We start from the raw sequence: 19188 nt of genomic DNA on the forward strand, positions 1-19188 counted from the left end.
AATAGAGCGACGGATGACGCCGCGCAACATGGGGGCGTTCGCCCCGCGCCGTGCGACAATTCGCGCGGCGGCGCTCCCTTGCCGGAAAGTTCGAAGGCGTGCAGCTTGAAAAAGGTCAATCGATAGCGCGTCGCGTTCGCGAGTCGCCGCCATGGAACGAGCGACGGCCGCGCGGGGCGCGTGGGTGGAACGAGGGAGAGCTGCCCATGAAACTGGTTAAAATCGCTGCGCTGGCGGCTTTCGCGGCCTTGGCCGGCGCGGTTCCCGCCAAGGCGTTCTGCCTGATCAACTGCGAGCCAAAAGCAGAGGACGCCCGCAAGGTTTTCGAGAATCTCGTCAAGAAGAAATTCGACCCTGACGCGGTGATCGAGAAGTTCGAAGTGACCCGTTTCTGGCCGCTGGACGTCGAGGGCGCGGGCCATGCGGGCTACGAGTTCTACTTTAACGCTAGCGTGCGCTTCCCGAAGGGCGCCAATCTGGAATGCAAGCCGGACGACGCCGGCAAGGTGAAGGACGGCTGCTCCGCGAGCACCTATTATTCGACCACGATCCAGAACCAGATGGTCAAGGAAAAGCAGTATATCGAGCCCGGCAAGGTCATCGAGTTCAAGGACGAGACACGTTTCGACCAGGAAGGCTCGAAGTGGAGGGGCCAGGACGGCAATATGTATTGAGCGGGCCCCGGCCGGCTGGCGCGGAAAGCGGGCCCCCGGCGGCCCGCTTTTTTGCTTTTGGATCGTTTCCGCGGGACTTTCTCGCGCGGCCTTCATGGTGTAGAAGCCGCGCCAGGGATTTGGCGTCGAGCCCGGACACGCGCTGGCGCTCCGCTTCGGAAGAAGGTCAGAAATGCAGCAGGTCATTATCGCGATCCACCTGATGGTGGTCACGGCGCTCGTCATCCTCATTCTTTACCAAAAGTCCGAGGGCGGCGCGCTCGGCATGGGCGGCAGCGGGGTTTTCACCGGCCGCGGCCAGGCCAATGCGCTCACCCGCGCCACCGGCATTCTGGCGACGATCTTCTTCCTCACCAGCATTGCGCTCACCGTTCTTCCGGCTTGGCAGCGCCGCGCCGAGGGCGGCGACGACTGGACCAAGGCGATCGATCAGGGCGACATCAAGTTCAGGGAGATCAAGCCCGGCGAGAAGGCGCCCGAGCCGGGCAAGGAATCGGTCTTCGACCAGCTTCAGCGCGCTCAGCAGAAGCGCACGCAGGGCGCCGGCGCCTCGGCGCCCGCCGAAGAAAAGCCGGGCCTGCGTCCGTCGCAGGAGCCGCCGAAAGCGGAGATCCCGAAGGACGCCCCGAAGCCGGCGATCCCCGCGGCCGAGGCGCCCAAGGTCGACGCCGCGAAGCCGGCCGACGCCCCGAAGGCCGAGCCGGCCATGGAGGCCCCGAAGGCGGAAGCCCCGGCCGCCCAGCCGCCCCAGCCGGAGGCCCCGAAAGCCGAGACGCCCGCCGAAAAGCCGGCCGAGGCCAAGCCCGCCGCGCCGACGCAGTGGAAGTCGCCCACGCAATAAGCGGGGCCGTCCTCGATCCACGACGAAAATCCGCTGGGGAAGATCGCTTCCCCGGCGCAATTATGCGCTACCAAAATCCAGAGAAAGGCGTTAGGCGTTAAGCCCCATGGCGCGCTACATCTTCATCACCGGCGGCGTGGTCTCCTCACTCGGCAAGGGTCTCGCGTCGGCGGTTCTCGGCGCGCTCCTGCAAGCGCGCGGCTATACGGTCCGGCTCCGCAAGCTCGACCCCTATCTCAATATCGATCCGGGCACGATGTCGCCCTATCAGCACGGCGAAGTCTTCGTGACCGACGACGGCGCCGAGACGGATCTTGATCTCGGGCATTACGAGCGCTTCACCGGCCGTCCCGCGACCAAGCAGGACAACGTCACGACGGGCCGGATCTATCAGGACATCATCAACAAGGAGCGGCGCGGCGACTATCTCGGCGCGACGATCCAGGTCATTCCGCACGTCACCAACGCCATCAAGGACTTCGTCCTCGAAGGCAACGACAATGTGGATTTCGCGCTGATCGAGATCGGCGGGACGGTGGGCGACATCGAAGGCCTGCCTTTCTTCGAGGCGATCCGCCAAATCAAATACGATCTGCCGCAGAACCACGCGATCTACATCCACCTCACGCTGCTCCCCTACATTCCGAGCGCCGGCGAGCTGAAGACGAAGCCGACGCAGCATTCGGTGAAGGAGCTGCGCTCCATCGGCATCCAGCCGGACATTCTGCTCTGCCGCACGGATCGCGAGATTCCGCGCGAGGAGCGCCGCAAGCTCGGCCTCTTCTGTAACGTGCGCGAGCAGGCGGTGATCGAGGCGCGCGACGCCGCGAACATTTACGACGTGCCGCGCGCCTATCACGCCGCCGGCCTCGACGCGCAGGTTTTGGCCGCCTTCGGCATCGAGCCGGCGCCCAAGCCCGATATGAGCCGCTGGAACGCGGTGACTCAGCGGATCATGAACCCCGAGGGCGAGGTCACCATCGCGGTGGTGGGCAAATACACCGAGATGAAGGACGCCTATAAGAGCCTCATCGAGGCGCTCGCTCATGGCGGCATCGCGAATCGGGTGAAGGTCAATCTCGACTGGATCGAGTCCGAGATTTTCGAGGGCGGCGATCCGGCGGCGCATCTCGAACATGTCCACGGCATCATGGTGCCGGGCGGCTTCGGTCAGCGCGGCGCGGAGGGCAAAATCCTCGCGGCGCGTTTCGCGCGCGAGCGGAAGGTGCCTTATTTCGGCATCTGCTTCGGCATGCAGATGGCGGTGATCGAGGCCGCGCGCGCGCTCGCCGGCATCGAGAAGGCGAACTCCACCGAATTCGGTCCCTGCGAGGAGCCGGTCGTGGGGCTCATGACTGAATGGCTCAAGGGCAACGAACTCGAAAAGCGCCGGGCGGACGGCGATCTCGGCGGCACCATGCGCCTCGGCGCCTATCCGGCCCTGTTGCGGCCGGGCTCGCGCATCGCGGAGATTTACGGCAGGACCGAAATCTCCGAGCGCCACCGCCACCGCTATGAGGTGAATGTAGAATATCGCGAGCGGCTGGAGGCCTGCGGTCTTCTCTTCGCGGGCTCCTCGCCGGACGGCCTCTTGCCCGAGACAGTCGAAATCCCCGACCATCCCTGGTTCATCGGCGTGCAATATCACCCCGAGCTGAAGTCGCGGCCGTTTGAACCGCATCCGCTGTTTGCGAGCTTCATCGCGGCGGCGAAGGCGCAGAGCCGGTTGGTGTGACTTTGCTTCCTTACGGAGTATATTTTCCGTAAGGAGCCGCCATGACCGATCAGACCCGCATCACGCTCGATCCCGACATTCTCGCCGGCAAGCCGGTCGTGCGCGGCACGCGGCTGTCATGCGAGTTTATCATCGGCCTGATGGCCGACGGCTGGAGCGAGGCGGATATTCTGCGCAACTATCCGAAGCTCTTGCATCAGGATATTGCCGCTTGTCTTGCTGTTGATAGTTGCAATTCTCACGGCCGTTGTTGAGGTGCATGCGAAGGCTTTGCCTCCACTTTTAGCGGCTGGCCTGTTGCGATCGGCGAAACCGCGGTCGAGGTTGGGGGATAGAACGTTTGCCAGAGTTGCAGAAATCCGAGCGCAATTCCAAGTAATGTACCAAAGAAGCCAACTGATTTGGCCAATCTGCTTTCGAACAATTTATCAAGGGTAACGCCCCAGCCCTTTGATGCTGTGTGTAGGGTCCCTTTCAAAAGTCTATCGATGACTTTTGCGAAAAATCCAACTTTTGCCAGTGTTGAATTGTGCATCCGAATAAATTCATTGTTCTTGAAAGCCTGCACATCCTCTTCACCGGACAGAAAGTGCCTGTGGATTCCACCGTTCATCTTCATGAGAGCAGGAAGCCTTGGGTGGGAGGCATAGTCGTCACCATATCTATCGGAAAGCATATCGTTCAAGTTAATCCGTTGCTCAACGGGAATGATAGGTGCATCCGAGTGTCCCAGAACTCTATATCTATGCTTAAGATGCTCAAAACCGTACGTCAGATTTCTCATATTCCAGTGTATCCAATACTTGTCCCTGCGATCTCGAATAAACATATAAAATTGCTCAAGCAATTTCAGCTCGATGCTGTCGAACTCGTCCTTAACGCGATCACGAGCAATGCCCAGCTCCATGGCAACGGCATGCGTAGAAAAACTAACGGTCTGCTCCGATGCGACGTGTGAGGCTACTATTGATGTAATACGGGGGGAAAGGCCCTCATTGTCGTCGTATAGGCTTTGGCATGAGTAATGTATTATATAGAAATACTGCTTCTTCTTTTTAATGGCCCTGATGAATTACTCGCAGCTATTTATGCTCACTTGAACTCCTTGGAAACGTCCGAGGTGCCCCTCACTCCGCCGCCAGCACCTGCGGCGGCGGGAAGGCGATTTCGATCAGCGTGCCTTCGTTCTTTCGGCTCTGGATCGTGAAGCTCGCTTGGTTCGCCTCGATCAGCGCCTTGGTCAGCGGCAGGCCGAGGCCCGTGCCAGGCTTCTTGTGCGAGGTGGAGACCTGCCGGAAGGGCTCCAGCGCCGTCGCCACTTCCTCCTCCGACATGCCGATGCCCGTGTCCTTCACGCGGATCACCACATAGCCCGCGTCGTTGAGCGCGGAGGACACGATCACCTGTCCGCCAGGTTCGTTGAACTTCATGGCGTTGGACAGGAGGTTCAGCAAAATCTGCTTGAGCGAGCGCTCATCGGCGCGGATCGGCGGCAGGCGCGGGGCGAGCGACAGGCGCATGATGATCTTCGCCTGATTGGCCTGCGGCTGCATGATCGAGGCGCATTCCGAAATGACGGCGTTGGCGTCGACGCGGTCGAATTCGAGCTCCAGCTTGCCGGCCTCGATCTTGGAGAGGTCGAGCAGATCGTTGACAAGCGAGAGCACATGCGCGCCGGAGGCGTGCACGTCCTTCAGATATTCCTTGTAGCGTTCCGAGCCGATGGGGCCGAACCGCTCCTCCATCATCACCTCCGCGAAGCCGATGATGGCGTTGAGCGGCGTGCGGATTTCATGGCTGATGCGGGCGAGAAAATCGGATTTGGCGGCGCTCGCCTGCTCCGCCGCGTCGCGCGCGGCCTCGAGCGCGTCGTTGCGCCCTTCCGCCTCCGGCGCGCGCAGGGTCACGCACAGTTTCTGCGCGGGGCCGAGACGGCGCAGCGCCGCCTCGAACGGCTTGCCGCCGACGCGGGCGGCGAGGCGCAGCGGCTCCAGCGATTCGCCGCTCGCGCGCGCCATGCGGGCGGTCAGCAGGCGGGTCTCATCCGTGGCGAAGAGCGAGACGAGCGGCACGCCGTCGAACGCGCCCCTTTCCGCCTCGAACAGGCTGGCGAAGGCCCCCGTCGCGCTCTCGATGCGCCCGTCGTCGCCCACGACGGCCACGGCGGTTCCGCTCGTCTCGAGAATCGCCCGCAGTAGGCTGTTGTCGGCGCGCGCGCGGGCGAGTTTCTCTTCACGCTCGCGGGCGAGCGCCAGCGCGGTCTCCTCCGGGCCCGGCAGGCGGCGCCGGTTGCGGCGCAGCGTCACGAGCGTGGCCGGCGCGCCCTCCCATTCGACCGTCTGCAGATGGACGTCGACGTCCAGCGCCTCCCCCTCGCTCGACCGGACGGCCGCGGCCCGTGCGTCGCCATCTGGCGGCGGGCGGCCGAAGAACATGCGGGCGAGCCCGCCCTCCGCCTCGAAAGCGGCGGCGTCGGCGTATCCGAGATAGTCGAGCAGGGTGCGATTGGCGAAAAGGGTCTTCGCGCCGCGGGCGATCAGGACGCCGACGGGCAGGCAGTCGAGAACGCCGGCGGTTTGCGGCGCCGCGGCGGGAAGCGCCGGGATGACGGGCGGCGGGTGCGTTTCGGCGGCGGCGGGCGCTTCGCTTGCGGCGTCGGCCGGACCGTCCGCCTCGATCGCGCCGCGGGGCTCGACGTCGCCGGCGCGCAGCGCGCGGGCGATCTCCTCGAAGTTTAGCCGCTCGGTCGAGGTCAGCGCGTCGCCTTCCGATTCGGGCTCCGGCTCCGGCTCGGGCCGAGGCGCGGCCGGAGGACGCAGGGGAACGACATTGGGAGCGGGAAAATCGCCCCCGGCGCGCGGAGGCGGAGGAGCGGCGGCCGGCGGCTCCGGCGCGGCGGCCGTCTCGCGATCCGCGGCGGCGCCCGGCGCCGAGACATAAGCCCTGGCGAGATGCAGAACGCCGTAGCCCTGGAAGCCCGAGAAGCGTCGCTCGGCGTCCATCGTCGGGAGGCCGCCGAGCGTCGCTGGCGCGCGGGCGAAGGGCTCGTCGAGCGGCCAGTCCACCTCGAGCCCGCTCCAGGATTTCTGCGCGGCGATGGCGCTGGCGAAGGCCGGATCGAGCCCGAAACGCTCGACGATCTCCTCCACCCGCCGCCCCAGAATGTCTGCGTTGTCCTCGCCCACGATTTCGGCCAGCGTCCCGGTGACGTCGACGAAGCGTCCGCTTGCGTCCGTCTTCCAAAGGAAGCGCGGCGCGCGGAGGCCATGGCGCGCGGCGAGCCGGGCGCGCAAAGCCGCCGTCGCATCCTCGGGCGCGCCGGTAAGCGCCGCAGGCGCCCCCGCGGAGGCCGGCTCGCGCGCGGCGAGCGGCCGCACGCCCAGCGCCGCGATGACGAAAAGCGGCGGGCCTTCGCCGTCGTGAAGCTTGCGGCAGAGAATGGTGATGGTCTGCGGCGCGTCGTCCAGTTCGAAGCGCAGGCGCTCCAGCCGTAAGGCGGCCCCGTGGCGAACGGAGTCGACGAGTTCGGCCAGTCGCCGCGCGCCGGGTTCGTCGCTGAAAAAGAGACGCGCCGCCAGCTCGTGAGGGTCGGCGCCGAAAACGGCGCGCGCGGAGTCGTTGGCGTGAACGACCCGAAGCGGCTCGCCGCAGGCGGCGAGGATCGGCGCGCCGGAGGCGTCAAGCGCGGAAAAAGCCGGATCGGCCGCAATGCGGCTGGCGGCGAGGCCGCCCCCTTCGTAATCCACTTCCGAACCACTCATGACGCTTGCCGCCCCGACGACGGGAACAAGAGCCTGTCCTGTCTGGCGACCCGATATGGTTTGCGGCGCGAACGGGCTCTTAACGCAAATTTAATCGTAAGAAACCGGCCGGTCTATCGGGGTTCGCAGCGTTATACGCGGTTTTTTTGCTCCTTCAGGCTGAGGCTTCTGCGTTGCACAATTTATGTTGCAATGCAACAAAACTTCGGGCAATGTCCTCCCGCGCTTCCCGGCCGCCGCCGGGGCGCGCCCCCGGACCGCCATGGCGCCGACATTCTTCGGCGATAGTTTCGCGCGCCGGGGTTCGAGAGAGGAAATGTCATGGTTGATCCGATTTATCAGGTTCCCAACGAGGTTCGCGATTTCGCCGAGAAGAGCGTCGAGCAGGCTCGCAAGGCCTTCGAAGGCTTCGCCGGCGCCGCCCAGAAGGCGCTGAATTCTACGCCCGACCTGCCGATGGTGCCGCCGGGCGCCAAGGAAGTGGGCGCGAAGGCGCTTTCCTACGCCGAGGCCAACGTCAACGCCGCCTTCGATCTGGCGCAGAAGCTGGTCAAGGCCAAGGATCCGCAGGAAGTGTTCCAGCTTCAGGCCGAGTTCGTGAAGTCGCAGCTTTCGGCCATTCAGGAGCAGACGAAGGAACTCGGCGCCGCATTCCAGCGGTCCGCGACGACGAAGTCCTGATTCATTCCCGTCAATTGAGGAGCGGCCAGATGGCGACGCAAAACAGCAAGGCTGGAAAGCAAAGCAAGTCCGCCGACGCGGAGCGGGAGATCTCCGTCCCGGCGCCGGACGACACGACGCTCGCCGTCGCCGCCGAAGCGACGGCCGCCGAACCGGCGATGGCCGACGCGCCTGTCGTCGAGGTCCCGGCCGCCTTCGAAGCCGGCGCGCCCGAGCCGCAGCCGGCGCCCGCGGAGATCGTTTCCGTCGAGATCGTCGCGACGCCGCTCGCAGCGCTCGAGCAGGCCGTCGAGGAGACGACGGAGGCCTTCACCGCCGCCTTCGCTTTCGACGCGTCGCTGTGGTCGAAGAAATCCCTGGAGCTCTGGGCGGAAAACGCCGCCGCCTTTCTCGATCTCGCCGAGCGGATCGCGAAGGCGCGGACCTTCGAGGAGGTCGTCAATATGCAATCGCAGTTCGCGAGCGAGCGATTCGCCGCGTTCCTTCGTCAGTCGAAAGAGCTGATGGACGTCGCGCAGAGCATGGCGAATCTCTCCGTCGCCCCGCTCTGCGACGTCCGCAAGGCGGCGTGAGCGCGACGACCGGGTTTCTCATTCAGGCGAAGCGCTGGCGGCCCACGGCCGCCGGCGCTTTTTTCATAGCGTCGCGGCGATCAGCGCGCGCAGCGCGGGCGTGACTTCCGGCATGACGCCCGTCCAGTCGCGAAAGGCGGGGCGCGCCTGATGCAGCAGCATGCCGAGCCCGTCGACTGTCTTCACGCCCAGGCGGCGCGCGTCCGCGAGGAGCGGCGTCTCAAGCGGCGCATAGACGATGTCGGCCACGAGCGCGGCGGTGGGAAGCGCGGCGAGAGACAGATCGAGCGGCGGCTGGCCGATCATCCCCTGGCTGGTCGTGTTGACGAGGAGGGCGGCGCCGGCGAGCGCTTCGTGACGCTCCTCCCAACGATGGGCGCGGACCGGCGGGCCGAAATCCGCCGCGAGTTTCACCGCGCGCTCCAGCGTGCGGTTGAAGAGACGGATCTCCCGCGCGCCCGCGTCGATGAGGCCTGACACGATCGCCCGCGCCCCGCCGCCTGCGCCGATGACGACGCAGGGACCGCGCGCCGCCTCCCATCGCGGCGCCGCCTCGCGCAGCGAGGCGACGAAGCCGTAGCCGTCGTAGTTCTTGCCGGTCAGCGAGCCGTCCTTTTCGGCGACAATGCAATTGACCGCGCCGATCCGCCGCGCCGCCGGATCGACAGCGTCCAGAAAATCGAGCGCCGTTTCCTTGTGCGGGATCGTCAGATTGCAGCCCGCGAAGCCGAGCGCGGCCAGGCCGCGCAGCGCCGGCTCCAGCCTGCCGGGCTCGACGGCGAGCGGAACATAGGCTCCCTCGATTCCGTACTGCGCAAACCAGTGGTTGTGGATCTTCGGGCTGCGCGAGTGGGCGATGGGCCAACCCATGACGCCGGCGAGGATGAAGCGGTGGTGATGGAGCATCTTCCGGTTTCCGGGCGTCGTCCGATGGCGTCTGGATAAACGCCGTGCTTATCATACTTCAGTAAGGAAGGAAGCGGGCGCTGCCGATCATCGGGATGTTGGATGGATACGATCAGGAACGGGCGGCTCGACCGCCTTCTTGCCGACGCCGAGCATTCTATCGCCGCGCATTGGGAGCGTTGCCTCGACAGCGGGGTCGCCGGCGCGACCCGCGAGGCGACTGATCGGGTCGACGCGCGCCTGCGCGCCTATTTCGAGGAATTGAAAGCCCTGCCGCCCGCCGCGCCCGACCAGCGCATCGTCAGCGCGCTGAAGCGCCTTTTCGACGATCTGATGACAATCGACCGGGAGACAGGCGGCGCCTTTCTCGAAGACGCCGAGCGCGAATTGCTGGAGCCGCTGATCCTCAACGCGGCGGAGGCCGCAGGTCTCGACCCACGGAAATTTCCCCGCCGCCAGCCGGCGGGGAAGGGGCTCGATTTCAGCGTTGCGCAAGCGCGGTGAACAATGCGTCGTCCTCATTCACGCCGGCGTTGCCGGTCGTGAGCAGCTTCTCGCCGTAGAAGATGGAATTGGCGCCCGCGACGAGGCAGAGCGTCTGCGCCTCGCGGGACAGGAACGAGCGCCCCGCGGACAATCTGACTCGCGCGCGCGGCATGACGATGCGCGTCGTCGCGATCATGCGCACGAGATCGAATGGATCGACCCTCTCGCGCTGGGCGAGCGGCGTGCCCTCGACGGCGACGAGGGTGTTGATCGGCACGCTCTCGGGGTGCGGGTCGAAGCTCGCGAGAACCTGCAACATGCCGGCGCGGTCGCGCACGCTCTCGCCCATGCCGATGATGCCGCCGCAGCACATCTCCAGCCCCGCGCCGCGCACCGCCTTGAGCGTGTCGAGACGGTCCTGATAGGTGCGGGTGGTGATGATGTCGCCGTAGAATTCCGGGCCGGTGTCGAGATTGTGGTTGTAGGCGGTCAGCCCGGCCTCGACAAGGCGCTTCGCCTGGGCGTCGTCAATCATGCCGAGCGTGACGCAGGCTTCCATGCCCAGTTCACGTACGCCGCGCACCATCTCGACCACCGCGTCGAAACGCTTGTCCTTCGGGGCCGAGCGCCAGGCGGCGCCCATGCAGAAGCGATCGGCGCCGGCCTCCTTCGCGGCCCGCGCCGCGCAGAGAACGTCCTGCGTCGACATCAGGTCGACGCGGTCGAGCTTGACCTCGCGGTGATGCGCCGACTGCGGGCAATAGGAGCAGTCCTCCGGGCAACCGCCCGTCTTGATGGAGAGCAGCGCCGCTTTCTGGACGTCGGTGACGTCGTGATAGCGGCGATGCACGGCGTTCGCCTGCGCGATCAGGTCGAGCAGCGGGAGATTGTGGATCGCGACAATCTCGTCGACGGTCCAGTCGTGGCGGATGTTGAAATCGGCTAGGGCGTTCATCGCGCGGCTCCCTTGCGGTTCTGCGAACGCGCGGCGAGCTTGCGCTCGGACGCGGCGGTTTCGTCGCTTCGGCCCGATTTGGCGCGCAGGGTTGTGAAGGCGACGTAGAGCGCCGCCACGACGTCGAAACCGGCGGTCGCCATCACGAAAGGCGCGGGCGCAAAGGCCTGCCCGGCGCCGAAATAATGCTCATAAAGCGTCCAGGCCGCGTGCAGGACGAAGCCCAGCGTCACGAACCAGGGCGAGCCCACGATCGACATGCCGGCGAGCGTGCCGAAGACGGCGACGGCGGTCATCTCGAAGCCGACCCAGGTCTCGTAATTTTCGGCGCGGATCGCGAAGCCCACATACAGGAAGCAGATTGCGATGAGCGCATAGGCGGCGAGCAGCGCCGGCCGCGTCTTCGACCAGCGGGCGAGAACGATGAGGCCGATGGCGAAGAGAGCCCCGAGCCCCGCGAAAAGGGCGATTTCCACAGTGTCGAGCATGGCGTGACCGGTTTGACCCGCGACGGCGCGGGCGATTGAGAATTTTCTGGCCGCGAGAGCTCTATAAGGGGGGGCGGGGTTTCGAACAAGGGGCGGCTTCCGGCCGCGCCCGCCGGGGAATATTCCATGCGAGAGATCGTTTTCCGCAACCGACTCTTTCCCGTCGCGCCGGAGGGCGACCTCGACATCGACAACGGGGCGCCCGGTTCGGCCGCCGCCGGGCGGCTGCGCGCCGCGGTCGCGGCGGCGGGCGTCCCCCTGCGGCGACGTCTTTCAGGAGGATTACGGCTGGGGCTTCTGGCTCGACAATCTCTATTCGATATGGGTCGCCGGCGCCTGCGCCGAGCCGCTGGCCGAGAGCGCGACGCGACCGAATGGCGCGTTTTCGTCTCCCGCGAGCGGTCGGTCTTCTCCTCCTTGCAATGGTTGAGGCGCGCGGAGGCCGCACGGCGCGGTTCTTGTATCGACGCGCACGTCGTAAAGCGCTCGCAAGCCTGCTATAGCTCGCGCGTCGCCCGGGGCGGGACGTTTCGTTTTCAAGGGTTCATCATGCAGGTCGAGGCACAGACGAAGGAAGCGGCGGGCGCGGTTTCGGCTCCGGCGGAGGCCGAGACGCGGGCCGACGCGTCGCTGATCGAGGACATCCGCCTGCTGGGCCGCCTGCTCGGCGACGCGGTCCGCGAACACGAGGGCGCCGAAGCCTTTGAGCGCATCGAGACGATCCGCCGTCTCTCCGTCGCCGCGAGCCTCGCCAAGGACGCCGACGCCGCCGCGAAGCTCGACGCCCTCCTGCGCTCGCTCTCGGCCAAGGAGGCGACGACGGTCATCCGCGCCTTCAGCTATTTCTCGCATCTCGCCAATATCGCCGAGGATCTGCATCCGCTCCAGCAGCGCGCCCGCGCCCAGGCGGCCGGCGGCGCGACGGAGGAGCCCAGTCTCGCCCGCTCCTTCGCGCATCTGCGCAAGGCGGCGGTCGGACCCGGCAAGATCGCGGCGGCGTTGTCGCGCGGCTGGATTTCGCCGGTCCTCACCGCGCATCCGACCGAGGTGCGCCGCAAGAGCCTGCTCGATACGGAGCGCGCCATCTTCAATCTTCTGGCCGCGCGCGAACACCTCAAGAGCAAGACGGATCGCGCGCACAACGAGATGCAGCTGCGCGCCCGCGTCCTGCAATTATGGCAGACCGAACTGCTGCGCGAATCGCGCCTCACCGTGCGCGACGAGATCGAGAATTCGCTTTCCTACTACCGCTCGACCTTTCTGCGCGAAATCCCGAAGCTTTACGCCGAGATCGAGGCCAGGCTCGAGGGGTTGCGCGTGCCGCCCTTCCTGCGGATGGGCGCCTGGGTCGGCGGCGACCGCGACGGCAACCCCAACGTCACGGCCGAATCGCTCGCGACCGCCATGCGGATGCAATGCGAAACCGCGCTGCGCTACTATCTCGTCGAGGTGCACGAACTCGGCGCCGAGCTGTCCATTTCGCGTCGCTACGCCGGCGCCACCCGCGCGCTGGAGGAGCTCGCGGCGCGCTCGGGCGACGACAATCCCCATCGCGACAACGAGCCCTATCGCCGCGCGCTGATCGGCGTCTATTCCCGCCTCGCCGGCACGCTGGAAAAACTCACCGGCGGACAGGCCGTCCGCCACGCCGTCGCGCCGGGCGAGCCCTACGCCAATTCCTGGGCGCTGCTCGCCGATCTCGTCACCATCGACGAAAGCCTGCGCGTCCATCACAGCGAAGTGATCGCCACGCAGCGTCTCGAGCCGCTCATCCGGGCGGTCGAGGTCTTCGGCTTCCATCTCGCGACGCTCGATCTGCGCCAGAGCTCCGACCGCCACGAGGAGACGATCGCGGAGCTTCTCGCCGCCGCGCGCGTGACGGAGGACTATGCGGCGCTGTCGGAGCTCGAAAAACAGCAGTTGCTGATGCGGCTCCTCTCCGATCCGCGCCCCGTGCGCCTGCCGGAGAGGCTCTACAGCGACCGCACGATGAGCGAACTCGCCATCTTCGAGCGCGCCGTCGACATGCGCAAACGCTACGGCGACGAGGCGATCCGCCACTACATCGTCAGCCACACCGAGACGGTGAGCGATCTTCTGGAAGTGCTGCTGCTTCAGAAGGAATGCGGCCTGATGCGCGGCACGCTTGATCCGCGCGACGCGGAAGCCGTCGCCGCCGACCTCATCATCGTCCCGCTCTTCGAGACGATCGGCGACCTGCGCAACGCCGCGCCGATCATGCGCGCGTTCTATGCGCTGCCGGGTGTCCAGCGGCTGGCGGTCAATTCCGGCGCCCAGCAAGACATCATGCTCGGCTATTCGGACTCGAACAAGGACGGCGGCATTCTGACGAGCATCTGGGAGCTTTACCGCGCCTCGACCGCGCTCGCGGAGTTTTTCGCCTCCATGCCCAGCATCACGATGCGGCTCTTTCACGGCCGCGGCGGCACGGTGGGGCGCGGCGGCGGTCCGAGCTATGACGCCATTCTCGCGCAGCCGCCCGGCACGGTGAACGGGCAGATTCGCCTCACCGAGCAGGGCGAGGTGATCGCGGCGAAATATTCCAATCCGCAGATCGGCCATGTGAACCTGGAGCTGCTCGTCGCCGCGACGCTGGAGGCGACGCTGCTCTCTCAGCACAAGGCGCCGCCGCCGGAGTTTCTGGAGGTCGCCGAGGAGCTGTCGCAGGCCGGCATGGCCGCCTATCGCGGCCTCGTCTACGAGACGGACGGTTTCGTGGATTTTTTCTTCGCGTCGACCCCGATTTCGGAGATCGCCTCGCTTAACATCGGCTCGCGTCCGGCGTCGCGCAAACCCTCGCGCAAGATCGAGGATCTGCGGGCGATCCCGTGGAGCTTCTCCTGGGCGCAGGCGCGCGTCGCGCTGCCCGGCTGGTTCGGCTTCGGCTCCGCCATCGCGGGATTTCTGGAGACGGATCAGAAAGCCCGGCTGGAACTCCTGCGCCGCATGGCGCAGGAATGGCCGTTCTTCCGCGCGCTGCTCTCCAACATCGACATGATCCTGTCGAAGACGGACCTCGCCATCGCCCGCACTTACGCCGGCCTTGTAGAGGACCGCGCGCTCGCGGAGCGGATTTTCGTGATCATCGAGGCGGAGCACGCCCGCGCGACCGACGCGCTGGAAAAGATTCTGGGCTCCAAGGAGCGGCTCGCCGACAATCCGGCGCTCGCGCGCTCCATCAAGCACCGCTTCCCCTATATCGCGCCGCTCAACTATCTTCAGGCGGAGCTCATTCGTCGCCATCGCGCTGGCATGACCGATCCCGAAATCCGTGAGGGCATTCTGATGTCGATCAACGGCGTGTCGGCCGGCCTTCGCAACACGGGCTGACCCGGCTTCGCGGCTGTGCAAACGAGAAAGGCGCGCCGCGGCGGGCGCGCCTTTTTTCTGTCGTCCCTGGCGTTCACATGAAGGAGCCGCCGATCGCGAGCTTTTCCCGCTCCCGCTCCCCCGCCGGGCGCGCCTCTGCGAAGCCGTAGAGCGAGCCCTGGAAATATTCAACTCCCCAGTCGCGCAGAATGCGCGCGGTGGCTTCGTCCTCCACCCATTCCGCGACGACGTCGAGCGACAGGTGGCGTGCGAGGTCGATCAGCGTGCGCACGAAAAAGCGGTCGTCGGCCGAAATCGCGATGTTCTTGATGAAGGCGCCGTCGATCTTGACCAGGTCGAAGGCAAGATCGCGCAGATTGCGGAAGGAGGTGTGGCCCGCGCCGAAATCGTCCATGGCGACCTTGACGCCCAGACGCTTGCACGACGCTATGATGTTCCGCGTCGTCTCGAAATCCTCGATCAATGAGGTTTCGGTGATCTCGACGATGAGCCGGTCGGCGATGGCGGGATTGGCGGCGACCGCATGGGCGAGGCGATCCGGCCATTCCGGATCCATGAGCGAGTCCATCGCGCAATTGACGGAAACGCGCAGGGCGGGATCAGCGGCGAGCCTTTCCAGAGCGAGCTCCATGACGCGCTGGTCCAGCAGCCGCACGAGGCCGGCCTTTTCCGCCACGGGCAGCAGCGTCGCGGGCGAGGCGAAGGAGCCGTCCGGCAGACGCATGCGCAGCAGCGCCTCGTGGAAGGCGGGCGCGCCCGTCGCGGCGCGCACCACCGGCTGGAAGGCGAGATCCACGCGCCGCTCGTTCAGCGCCGAGACGATGCTGTCGGCGACCTGCAGGGCGCGCAGCCGCGCGTCCTCGCGGGCGAGCGACGAGGTGTAGGCGACGAAGCGCCGGCCGTTGCCCTGGCGCGCGAGATCGAGCGCCTCCTCGGCGTGCTGGAACAGCACCTGCGGGACGCGGCCCTCGCGCGGCCCGATGACGCCGCCGATGCGGATGGTGGCCGGAATGGGGCCCGCGGACGTATCGAAAGGCGCGCTCTTGACGAGATCGAGCAGGCGATTGGCGACGGAGAGAGTCTGTTCCGTGTCGCAGTTGTCGAGCACCAGCGCAAATTTGTTGCCGGCGTGGCGGGCGACGACGTCGCAGGTGCGCACATTGCCGCGCAGACGCCGCGCGAGCCCTGCGAGCACCTCGTCGCCGGCGTCGTATCCATAGGTGCGGTTGAGCGCGAAAAGGCTTTCCAGCGCGACGAGCAGCACGGCGAAGGACTTGCGGCTGCGCTCGCTCTGCTGGAGGAAGCGGTTGACGTGCTCGGCGAGCTGGGCGCGGTTCAGCACGCCCGTCAGCGGGTCGATCTGGGAGCCGAGCGCGAGCTTGCGCTCCATCTCGTGGCGTTCGGTGACGACGCGCAGCACGCCATGGGCGCGCGCCGGCCGTCCGTCCGGGCCGGCGAACCAGCGGCCGGTGTCCTCGACCCACACGAGCGGCGCCGGACCCAGTTCGCGCGGTTGCGACAGCGCGTAGACGACCTGATAGGGCGCGCCCGCCCCTTCGTCCCGCCGGTCCGACTGCATGACGGCTTCGTAACGCGACGACCCGCTTTCCGGGGCGATCCGTTCGGCGAAGGCGAGGCCGACGCCGAGGTCGGCGCTGGCGATGGCGCCCAGCGCCTCGGCCAGATTGGGCCCCCAGGTCAGCCGATCGGTCGCGATGTCCCATTCGTAGACGACTTCGCCGATGGACGAGAGAATCTGACGCGCGTCAGGGCCGGCCGTCTCAGCTTCCCGCGCCGGCGCAGGGGCGGGCGGCGCGATCGAGATCGGCTGCTTCAGGATCGAGGGACGAACGGTCGCAACGGGCGCTTCGACGCCGCGGTTTGCGATGTGGCGCAATTGCATACGAACGGAACCTTCGGCGCTGATCTTCGGACCGGGCCAATGTCGCCCCCAAATGTAAATGCGGCGTTGCGCAATTTCCCAAGGGGAGGCAGAGTCCGGCGAAGATTGCGCCGGCGACGCGGCGCCGTTGCAAATTTCCGCCATTGAAATCAAAGTCCTGCGGTCGCGCTGGACGCCGCCGGGCCAGGCGTGTGAAGAACCGGGTGGAAGAAGAAAATTGTGGAGACAAAGCTAATGAACGCCTCCTCGCCCTTCAACGACATCTCTCTCGACGCGCTGAAGGCGGGTCTCGCCGACGGCTCCATACTGCTCGTCGACGTCCGTGAGGCGGAGGAATACGCCGCCGGCCATATCGCAGGCGCGCAGTTCAACCCCCTCTCCCGCTTCGATCCGTCCAGTCTTCCGGTCGCAGCGGCGGGGCAGAAGGTCGTGATCTACTGCCGCTCGGGGCGCCGCTCGGTCACGGCGATGGAGCAGGCGCGGCTCGCTGGCCGGCGCGACGCGGACACGCATTTCGGCGGCGGCATCCTCGCCTGGCTCGACGCCGGCGAGCCGGTCGTCGCGGGCATGTGAACGGAACCGGGGTCAGCCCCAGAGCGCCGGGGGCGGCGGCGTCATGGTCGAGCCCTCGTAGACGAGGCCGGGCTCGCGGTCGCGGGCGAGAAGAAGCGGCCCGTCGAGATCGACGAAATCCGCCATCTGGCCGATCAGCGCCGCCGGCGCCATGGCGAGCGAGGTGCCGACCATGCAGCCCGCCATGATCAGAAAGCCCATCTTGCGGGCGGCCATCGCCATGGCCAGCGCCTCGGTGAGGCCGCCGGTCTTGTCGAGCTTGATGTTCACTGCGTCGTAGCGGCCTCGCAGCGCGTCAAGAGAAGCGGTTTCATGCGCGCTTTCGTCCGCGCAGATCGGGATCGGCCGCGCGATCCGCGCGAGCAGGGCGTCCTTGCCGGCGGGCAGGGGCTGCTCGACGAGGGCGACGCCGAAGCGCGCGCAGGCGTCGAGCCGGGCCTCGAGCGTGTCTTCCCGCCAGGCTTCGTTGGCGTCGACAATCAGCCTCGCATGCGGCGCCCCCTCGCGCACGGCGGCGAGGCGGGCGTCGTCGCCCTCGCCCGCGAGCTTTATTTTCAGCAGCGGCCGATCGGCGGCCTTCATTGCTGCGGCGCGCATCTCCTCCGGCGCGCCCACGGAGAGCGTGTAGGCGGTGAGGAGCGGCGAGAGGCGGGGAAAGCCTGCGGCGGCGTAGGCGCGCTTGCCGCTGCGCTTCGCCTCGAGATCCCACATCGCGCAATCGACGGCGTTGCGCGCCGCGCCCGCCGGGAGGAGACGTTGCAGCGCATGGCGGTCGGCGCCGGCCTCGATGGCGGCGCGCGCGCTTTCGATCGATGCGACCACGCTCTCGACGCTCTCGCCGTAGCGCGCATAGGGCACGCATTCGCCACGGCCGACGGCCGCGCCGTCGCGCAGCGTCGCGACGACGACGCGCGCTTCGGTCTTGGCGCCGCGCGAGATCACGAAACGGCCCGCGATGGGAAAAGATTCGACGGCGAGGATCAGTTCGATGTTCAAATTTTCCGCTCCCTCGGCCTGCCGCCAGGCTTGCGCCATGCGCCAGCGCGCTTGTCGACCGCATGTCACGAAGTTAAGAGGTTTTGCAAGCCTCAGCCGAATCGGGGCAGCAGCGAGACCGCATGGCCGCAGACGCCGTCCGAAATCCCCCAGATATTTCGCCCAGCGAAGGCGGCGCGCGTCTGACGCTCGCCGGCGATTGGACGCTCGCGGCGGCGCGCCTGCTTGAGGCCGAGGCCGAAAGGATCGTCGATCTCGGCAAGGCCGTGAATTTCGTCACGCTCGATTTCTCTGGCGTGTCGCGTCTCGACACCGCAGGCGCCTGGCTCATCAACAGATCGCGGCACGCGCTCGCCTCAGCGGGCGTCGGCGTGGCGATAGAGGACGCGCGGCCGGAGCACGACATTTTGCTGGAGGAAGCGTCCTGGCGCGTCTTCGAGGCGCCGGCGCGTCCGCGCGTCTTTCCCATCGTCGAGCTTCTCGCCGATCTCGGGGCGTCGGTCGCGCAGGCGCTGACGGAATTCTATCGCGGCGTTTCCTTTCTGGGCGAATTCATCGCGGCGATGGGCTATGTCGCCGCGCATCCCCGCCATTTCCGCGCGACGTCGCTCATCGTGCACATGGAGCTGATCGGCCTGCGCAGCGCGCCGATCATCATCCTCATCAACATTCTGGTCGGCGGCATCGTCGCCCAGCAGGGTATTTTCCAGTTGCTGAAGTTCGGCGCCTCCAGCTACACGGTCAGCCTGATCGGCATTCTGGTGCTGCGCGAGCTCGGCGTGCTGCTCACCTCCATCATGATCGCCGGCCGCTCGGGTTCGGCGATCACCGCCGAGATCGGCTCGATGAAGATGCGGGAGGAGATCGACGCGCTGCGCGTCATGGGCCTTTCGGTCATCGAGGTTCTGATCGCGCCGCGCGTGCTTGCGCTCGTCCTGTCGCTGCCGATGCTCACCTTCATCGCCGACATAGCGGCGCTGTTCGGCGGCATGGTGGTCTCATGGGGGTATGGCGGCATCAGCCCGGCTGCGTTTCTGTCCCTGCTCAAGGAGGCGATCGCGCTTCACACTTTCCTCGTCGGAATCATCAAGGCGCCCTTCATGGCGCTAGTCATTGGACTCATCGCGGCGATGGATGGCCTCGCGACCAAGGGATCCGCCGAGTCGCTGGGCCGTCAGGTGACTTCTTCGGTCGTGAAGTCGATCTTCATGGTGATCGTGCTCGACGGCCTGTTCGCGATCTTCTTCGCCTCGATCGATTATTGAG

Annotated in this window: 17 protein-coding genes; 10 read left to right on the forward strand and 7 right to left on the reverse strand. The window is 66.5% G+C overall.

The window, feature by feature from the left end:
* Positions 1–206: 206 nt before the first annotated feature.
* The 4 genes from ACV959_RS03165 (at position 207) to ACV959_RS03180 (ending at position 3504) form a co-directional block, all read left to right on the forward strand.
* The gene (locus ACV959_RS03165; RefSeq protein ID WP_475738475.1) at positions 207–674 is read left to right on the forward strand and encodes a hypothetical protein; all 468 of its coding nucleotides are present in this window, start codon (positions 207–209) and stop codon (positions 672–674) included.
* Positions 675–846: 172 nt separating this feature from the next.
* Entirely contained in the window at positions 847–1515 is a 669-nt protein-coding gene (gene secG, locus ACV959_RS03170) for a preprotein translocase subunit SecG (RefSeq protein WP_475738476.1), read from the forward strand.
* Between the two features lie 106 nt (positions 1516–1621).
* Positions 1622–3250 (forward strand): CTP synthase, encoded by a 1629-nt coding sequence (locus ACV959_RS03175; protein WP_475738477.1) that lies wholly within the window; start codon positions 1622–1624, stop codon positions 3248–3250.
* A gap of 41 nt (positions 3251–3291) precedes the next feature.
* The gene (locus ACV959_RS03180; protein WP_475738478.1) at positions 3292–3504 is read left to right on the forward strand and encodes a DUF433 domain-containing protein; all 213 of its coding nucleotides are present in this window, start codon (positions 3292–3294) and stop codon (positions 3502–3504) included.
* Here the strand turns inward: ACV959_RS03180 and ACV959_RS03185 are convergent.
* Both ACV959_RS03185 and ACV959_RS03190 read right to left on the reverse strand, forming a co-directional pair.
* Positions 3489–4157: a hypothetical protein gene (locus tag ACV959_RS03185; RefSeq protein ID WP_475738479.1), complete on the reverse strand. Its 669-nt coding sequence runs from the start codon at positions 4155–4157 to the stop codon at positions 3489–3491. The genes ACV959_RS03180 and ACV959_RS03185 overlap by 16 nt on opposite strands.
* A 220-nt stretch (positions 4158–4377) precedes the next feature.
* Entirely contained in the window at positions 4378–7011 is a 2634-nt protein-coding gene (locus ACV959_RS03190) for an ATP-binding protein (RefSeq protein WP_475738480.1), read from the reverse strand.
* A 321-nt stretch (positions 7012–7332) separates the two neighbouring features.
* Here ACV959_RS03190 and ACV959_RS03195 point away from each other — a divergent pair, with 321 nt between their 5' ends.
* Together ACV959_RS03195 and ACV959_RS03200 are read left to right on the forward strand one after the other, a co-directional pair.
* Entirely contained in the window at positions 7333–7692 is a 360-nt protein-coding gene (locus tag ACV959_RS03195) for a phasin (RefSeq protein WP_475738481.1), read from the forward strand.
* Positions 7693–7721: 29 nt separating this feature from the next.
* Entirely contained in the window at positions 7722–8264 is a 543-nt protein-coding gene (locus ACV959_RS03200) for a phasin family protein (protein ID WP_475738482.1), read from the forward strand.
* Positions 8265–8327: 63 nt separating this feature from the next.
* Here the strand turns inward: ACV959_RS03200 and ACV959_RS03205 are convergent, their stop codons facing one another.
* Positions 8328–9170 carry a shikimate dehydrogenase gene (locus tag ACV959_RS03205; protein WP_475738483.1) on the reverse strand — a complete coding sequence of 281 codons (843 nt, stop codon included), beginning with the start codon at positions 9168–9170 and terminating at the stop codon, positions 8328–8330.
* Between the two features lie 102 nt (positions 9171–9272).
* On the opposite strand from ACV959_RS03205, the gene ACV959_RS03210 reads away from it, so the two are divergent.
* Positions 9273–9674, forward strand: a complete 402-nt coding sequence (locus ACV959_RS03210) for a hypothetical protein (protein WP_475738484.1) — start codon at positions 9273–9275, stop codon at positions 9672–9674.
* Here ACV959_RS03210 and bioB read toward each other — a convergent pair.
* Both bioB and ACV959_RS03220 read right to left on the reverse strand, forming a co-directional pair.
* On the reverse strand, positions 9652–10611 hold the full coding sequence (gene bioB / locus ACV959_RS03215) for a biotin synthase BioB (protein ID WP_475738485.1): 960 nt from the start codon (positions 10609–10611) through the stop codon (positions 9652–9654). The genes ACV959_RS03210 and bioB overlap by 23 nt on opposite strands.
* A complete protein-coding gene (locus ACV959_RS03220; RefSeq protein WP_475738486.1) occupies positions 10608–11099 on the reverse strand; it encodes a PTS sugar transporter subunit IIA in 492 nt (163 codons plus the stop codon). Before ACV959_RS03220 ends, bioB begins: the two co-directional genes overlap by 4 nt.
* 549 nt (positions 11100–11648) lie before the next feature.
* Between ACV959_RS03220 and ppc the strand changes: the two genes are divergently transcribed.
* Entirely contained in the window at positions 11649–14450 is a 2802-nt protein-coding gene (ppc, locus tag ACV959_RS03225) for a phosphoenolpyruvate carboxylase (RefSeq protein WP_475739578.1), read from the forward strand.
* 73 nt (positions 14451–14523) lie between these two features.
* On the opposite strand, the gene ACV959_RS03230 is transcribed toward ppc, so the two are convergent.
* On the reverse strand, positions 14524–16353 hold the full coding sequence (locus ACV959_RS03230; RefSeq protein WP_475738487.1) for a putative bifunctional diguanylate cyclase/phosphodiesterase: 1830 nt from the start codon (positions 16351–16353) through the stop codon (positions 14524–14526).
* Positions 16354–16587: 234 nt separating this feature from the next.
* Here ACV959_RS03230 and ACV959_RS03235 point away from each other — a divergent pair, with 234 nt between their 5' ends.
* Positions 16588–16926 carry a rhodanese-like domain-containing protein gene (locus ACV959_RS03235; protein ID WP_475738488.1) on the forward strand — a complete coding sequence of 113 codons (339 nt, stop codon included), beginning with the start codon at positions 16588–16590 and terminating at the stop codon, positions 16924–16926.
* A gap of 12 nt (positions 16927–16938) precedes the next feature.
* Here ACV959_RS03235 and dgcA read toward each other — a convergent pair whose 3' ends face one another.
* Positions 16939–17922 (reverse strand): N-acetyl-D-Glu racemase DgcA, encoded by a 984-nt coding sequence (dgcA, locus tag ACV959_RS03240; protein ID WP_475738489.1) that lies wholly within the window; start codon positions 17920–17922, stop codon positions 16939–16941.
* 122 nt (positions 17923–18044) lie between these two features.
* Between dgcA and ACV959_RS03245 the strand changes: the two genes are divergently transcribed.
* Complete coding sequence (locus ACV959_RS03245) at positions 18045–19187, forward strand: MlaE family ABC transporter permease (protein ID WP_475738490.1); 1143 nt, start codon at positions 18045–18047, stop codon at positions 19185–19187.
* Position 19188 lies beyond the last annotated feature (1 nt).

This window comes from Methylocystis sp. Se48 (assembly GCF_056269425.1).

Coding starts and splice junctions, on each gene's coding strand:
- ACV959_RS03165 (WP_475738475.1), top strand. CDS start 207: ATGAAACTGGTTAAAATCGCTGCGCTGGCGGCTTTCGCGGCCTTGGCC.
- ACV959_RS03235 (WP_475738488.1), top strand. CDS start 16,588: ATGAACGCCTCCTCGCCCTTCAACGACATCTCTCTCGACGCGCTGAAG.
- ACV959_RS03220 (WP_475738486.1), bottom strand. CDS start 11,099: ATGCTCGACACTGTGGAAATCGCCCTTTTCGCGGGGCTCGGGGCTCTC.
- secG (WP_475738476.1), top strand. CDS start 847: ATGCAGCAGGTCATTATCGCGATCCACCTGATGGTGGTCACGGCGCTC.
- ACV959_RS03210 (WP_475738484.1), top strand. CDS start 9,273: ATGGATACGATCAGGAACGGGCGGCTCGACCGCCTTCTTGCCGACGCC.
- bioB (WP_475738485.1), bottom strand. CDS start 10,611: ATGAACGCCCTAGCCGATTTCAACATCCGCCACGACTGGACCGTCGAC.
- ACV959_RS03180 (WP_475738478.1), top strand. CDS start 3,292: ATGACCGATCAGACCCGCATCACGCTCGATCCCGACATTCTCGCCGGC.
- ACV959_RS03195 (WP_475738481.1), top strand. CDS start 7,333: ATGGTTGATCCGATTTATCAGGTTCCCAACGAGGTTCGCGATTTCGCC.
- ACV959_RS03190 (WP_475738480.1), bottom strand. CDS start 7,011: ATGAGTGGTTCGGAAGTGGATTACGAAGGGGGCGGCCTCGCCGCCAGC.
- ACV959_RS03200 (WP_475738482.1), top strand. CDS start 7,722: ATGGCGACGCAAAACAGCAAGGCTGGAAAGCAAAGCAAGTCCGCCGAC.
- ACV959_RS03205 (WP_475738483.1), bottom strand. CDS start 9,170: ATGCTCCATCACCACCGCTTCATCCTCGCCGGCGTCATGGGTTGGCCC.
- ACV959_RS03230 (WP_475738487.1), bottom strand. CDS start 16,353: ATGCAATTGCGCCACATCGCAAACCGCGGCGTCGAAGCGCCCGTTGCG.
- ppc (WP_475739578.1), top strand. CDS start 11,649: ATGCAGGTCGAGGCACAGACGAAGGAAGCGGCGGGCGCGGTTTCGGCT.
- ACV959_RS03175 (WP_475738477.1), top strand. CDS start 1,622: ATGGCGCGCTACATCTTCATCACCGGCGGCGTGGTCTCCTCACTCGGC.
- ACV959_RS03185 (WP_475738479.1), bottom strand. CDS start 4,157: ATGGAGCTGGGCATTGCTCGTGATCGCGTTAAGGACGAGTTCGACAGC.
- ACV959_RS03245 (WP_475738490.1), top strand. CDS start 18,045: ATGGCCGCAGACGCCGTCCGAAATCCCCCAGATATTTCGCCCAGCGAA.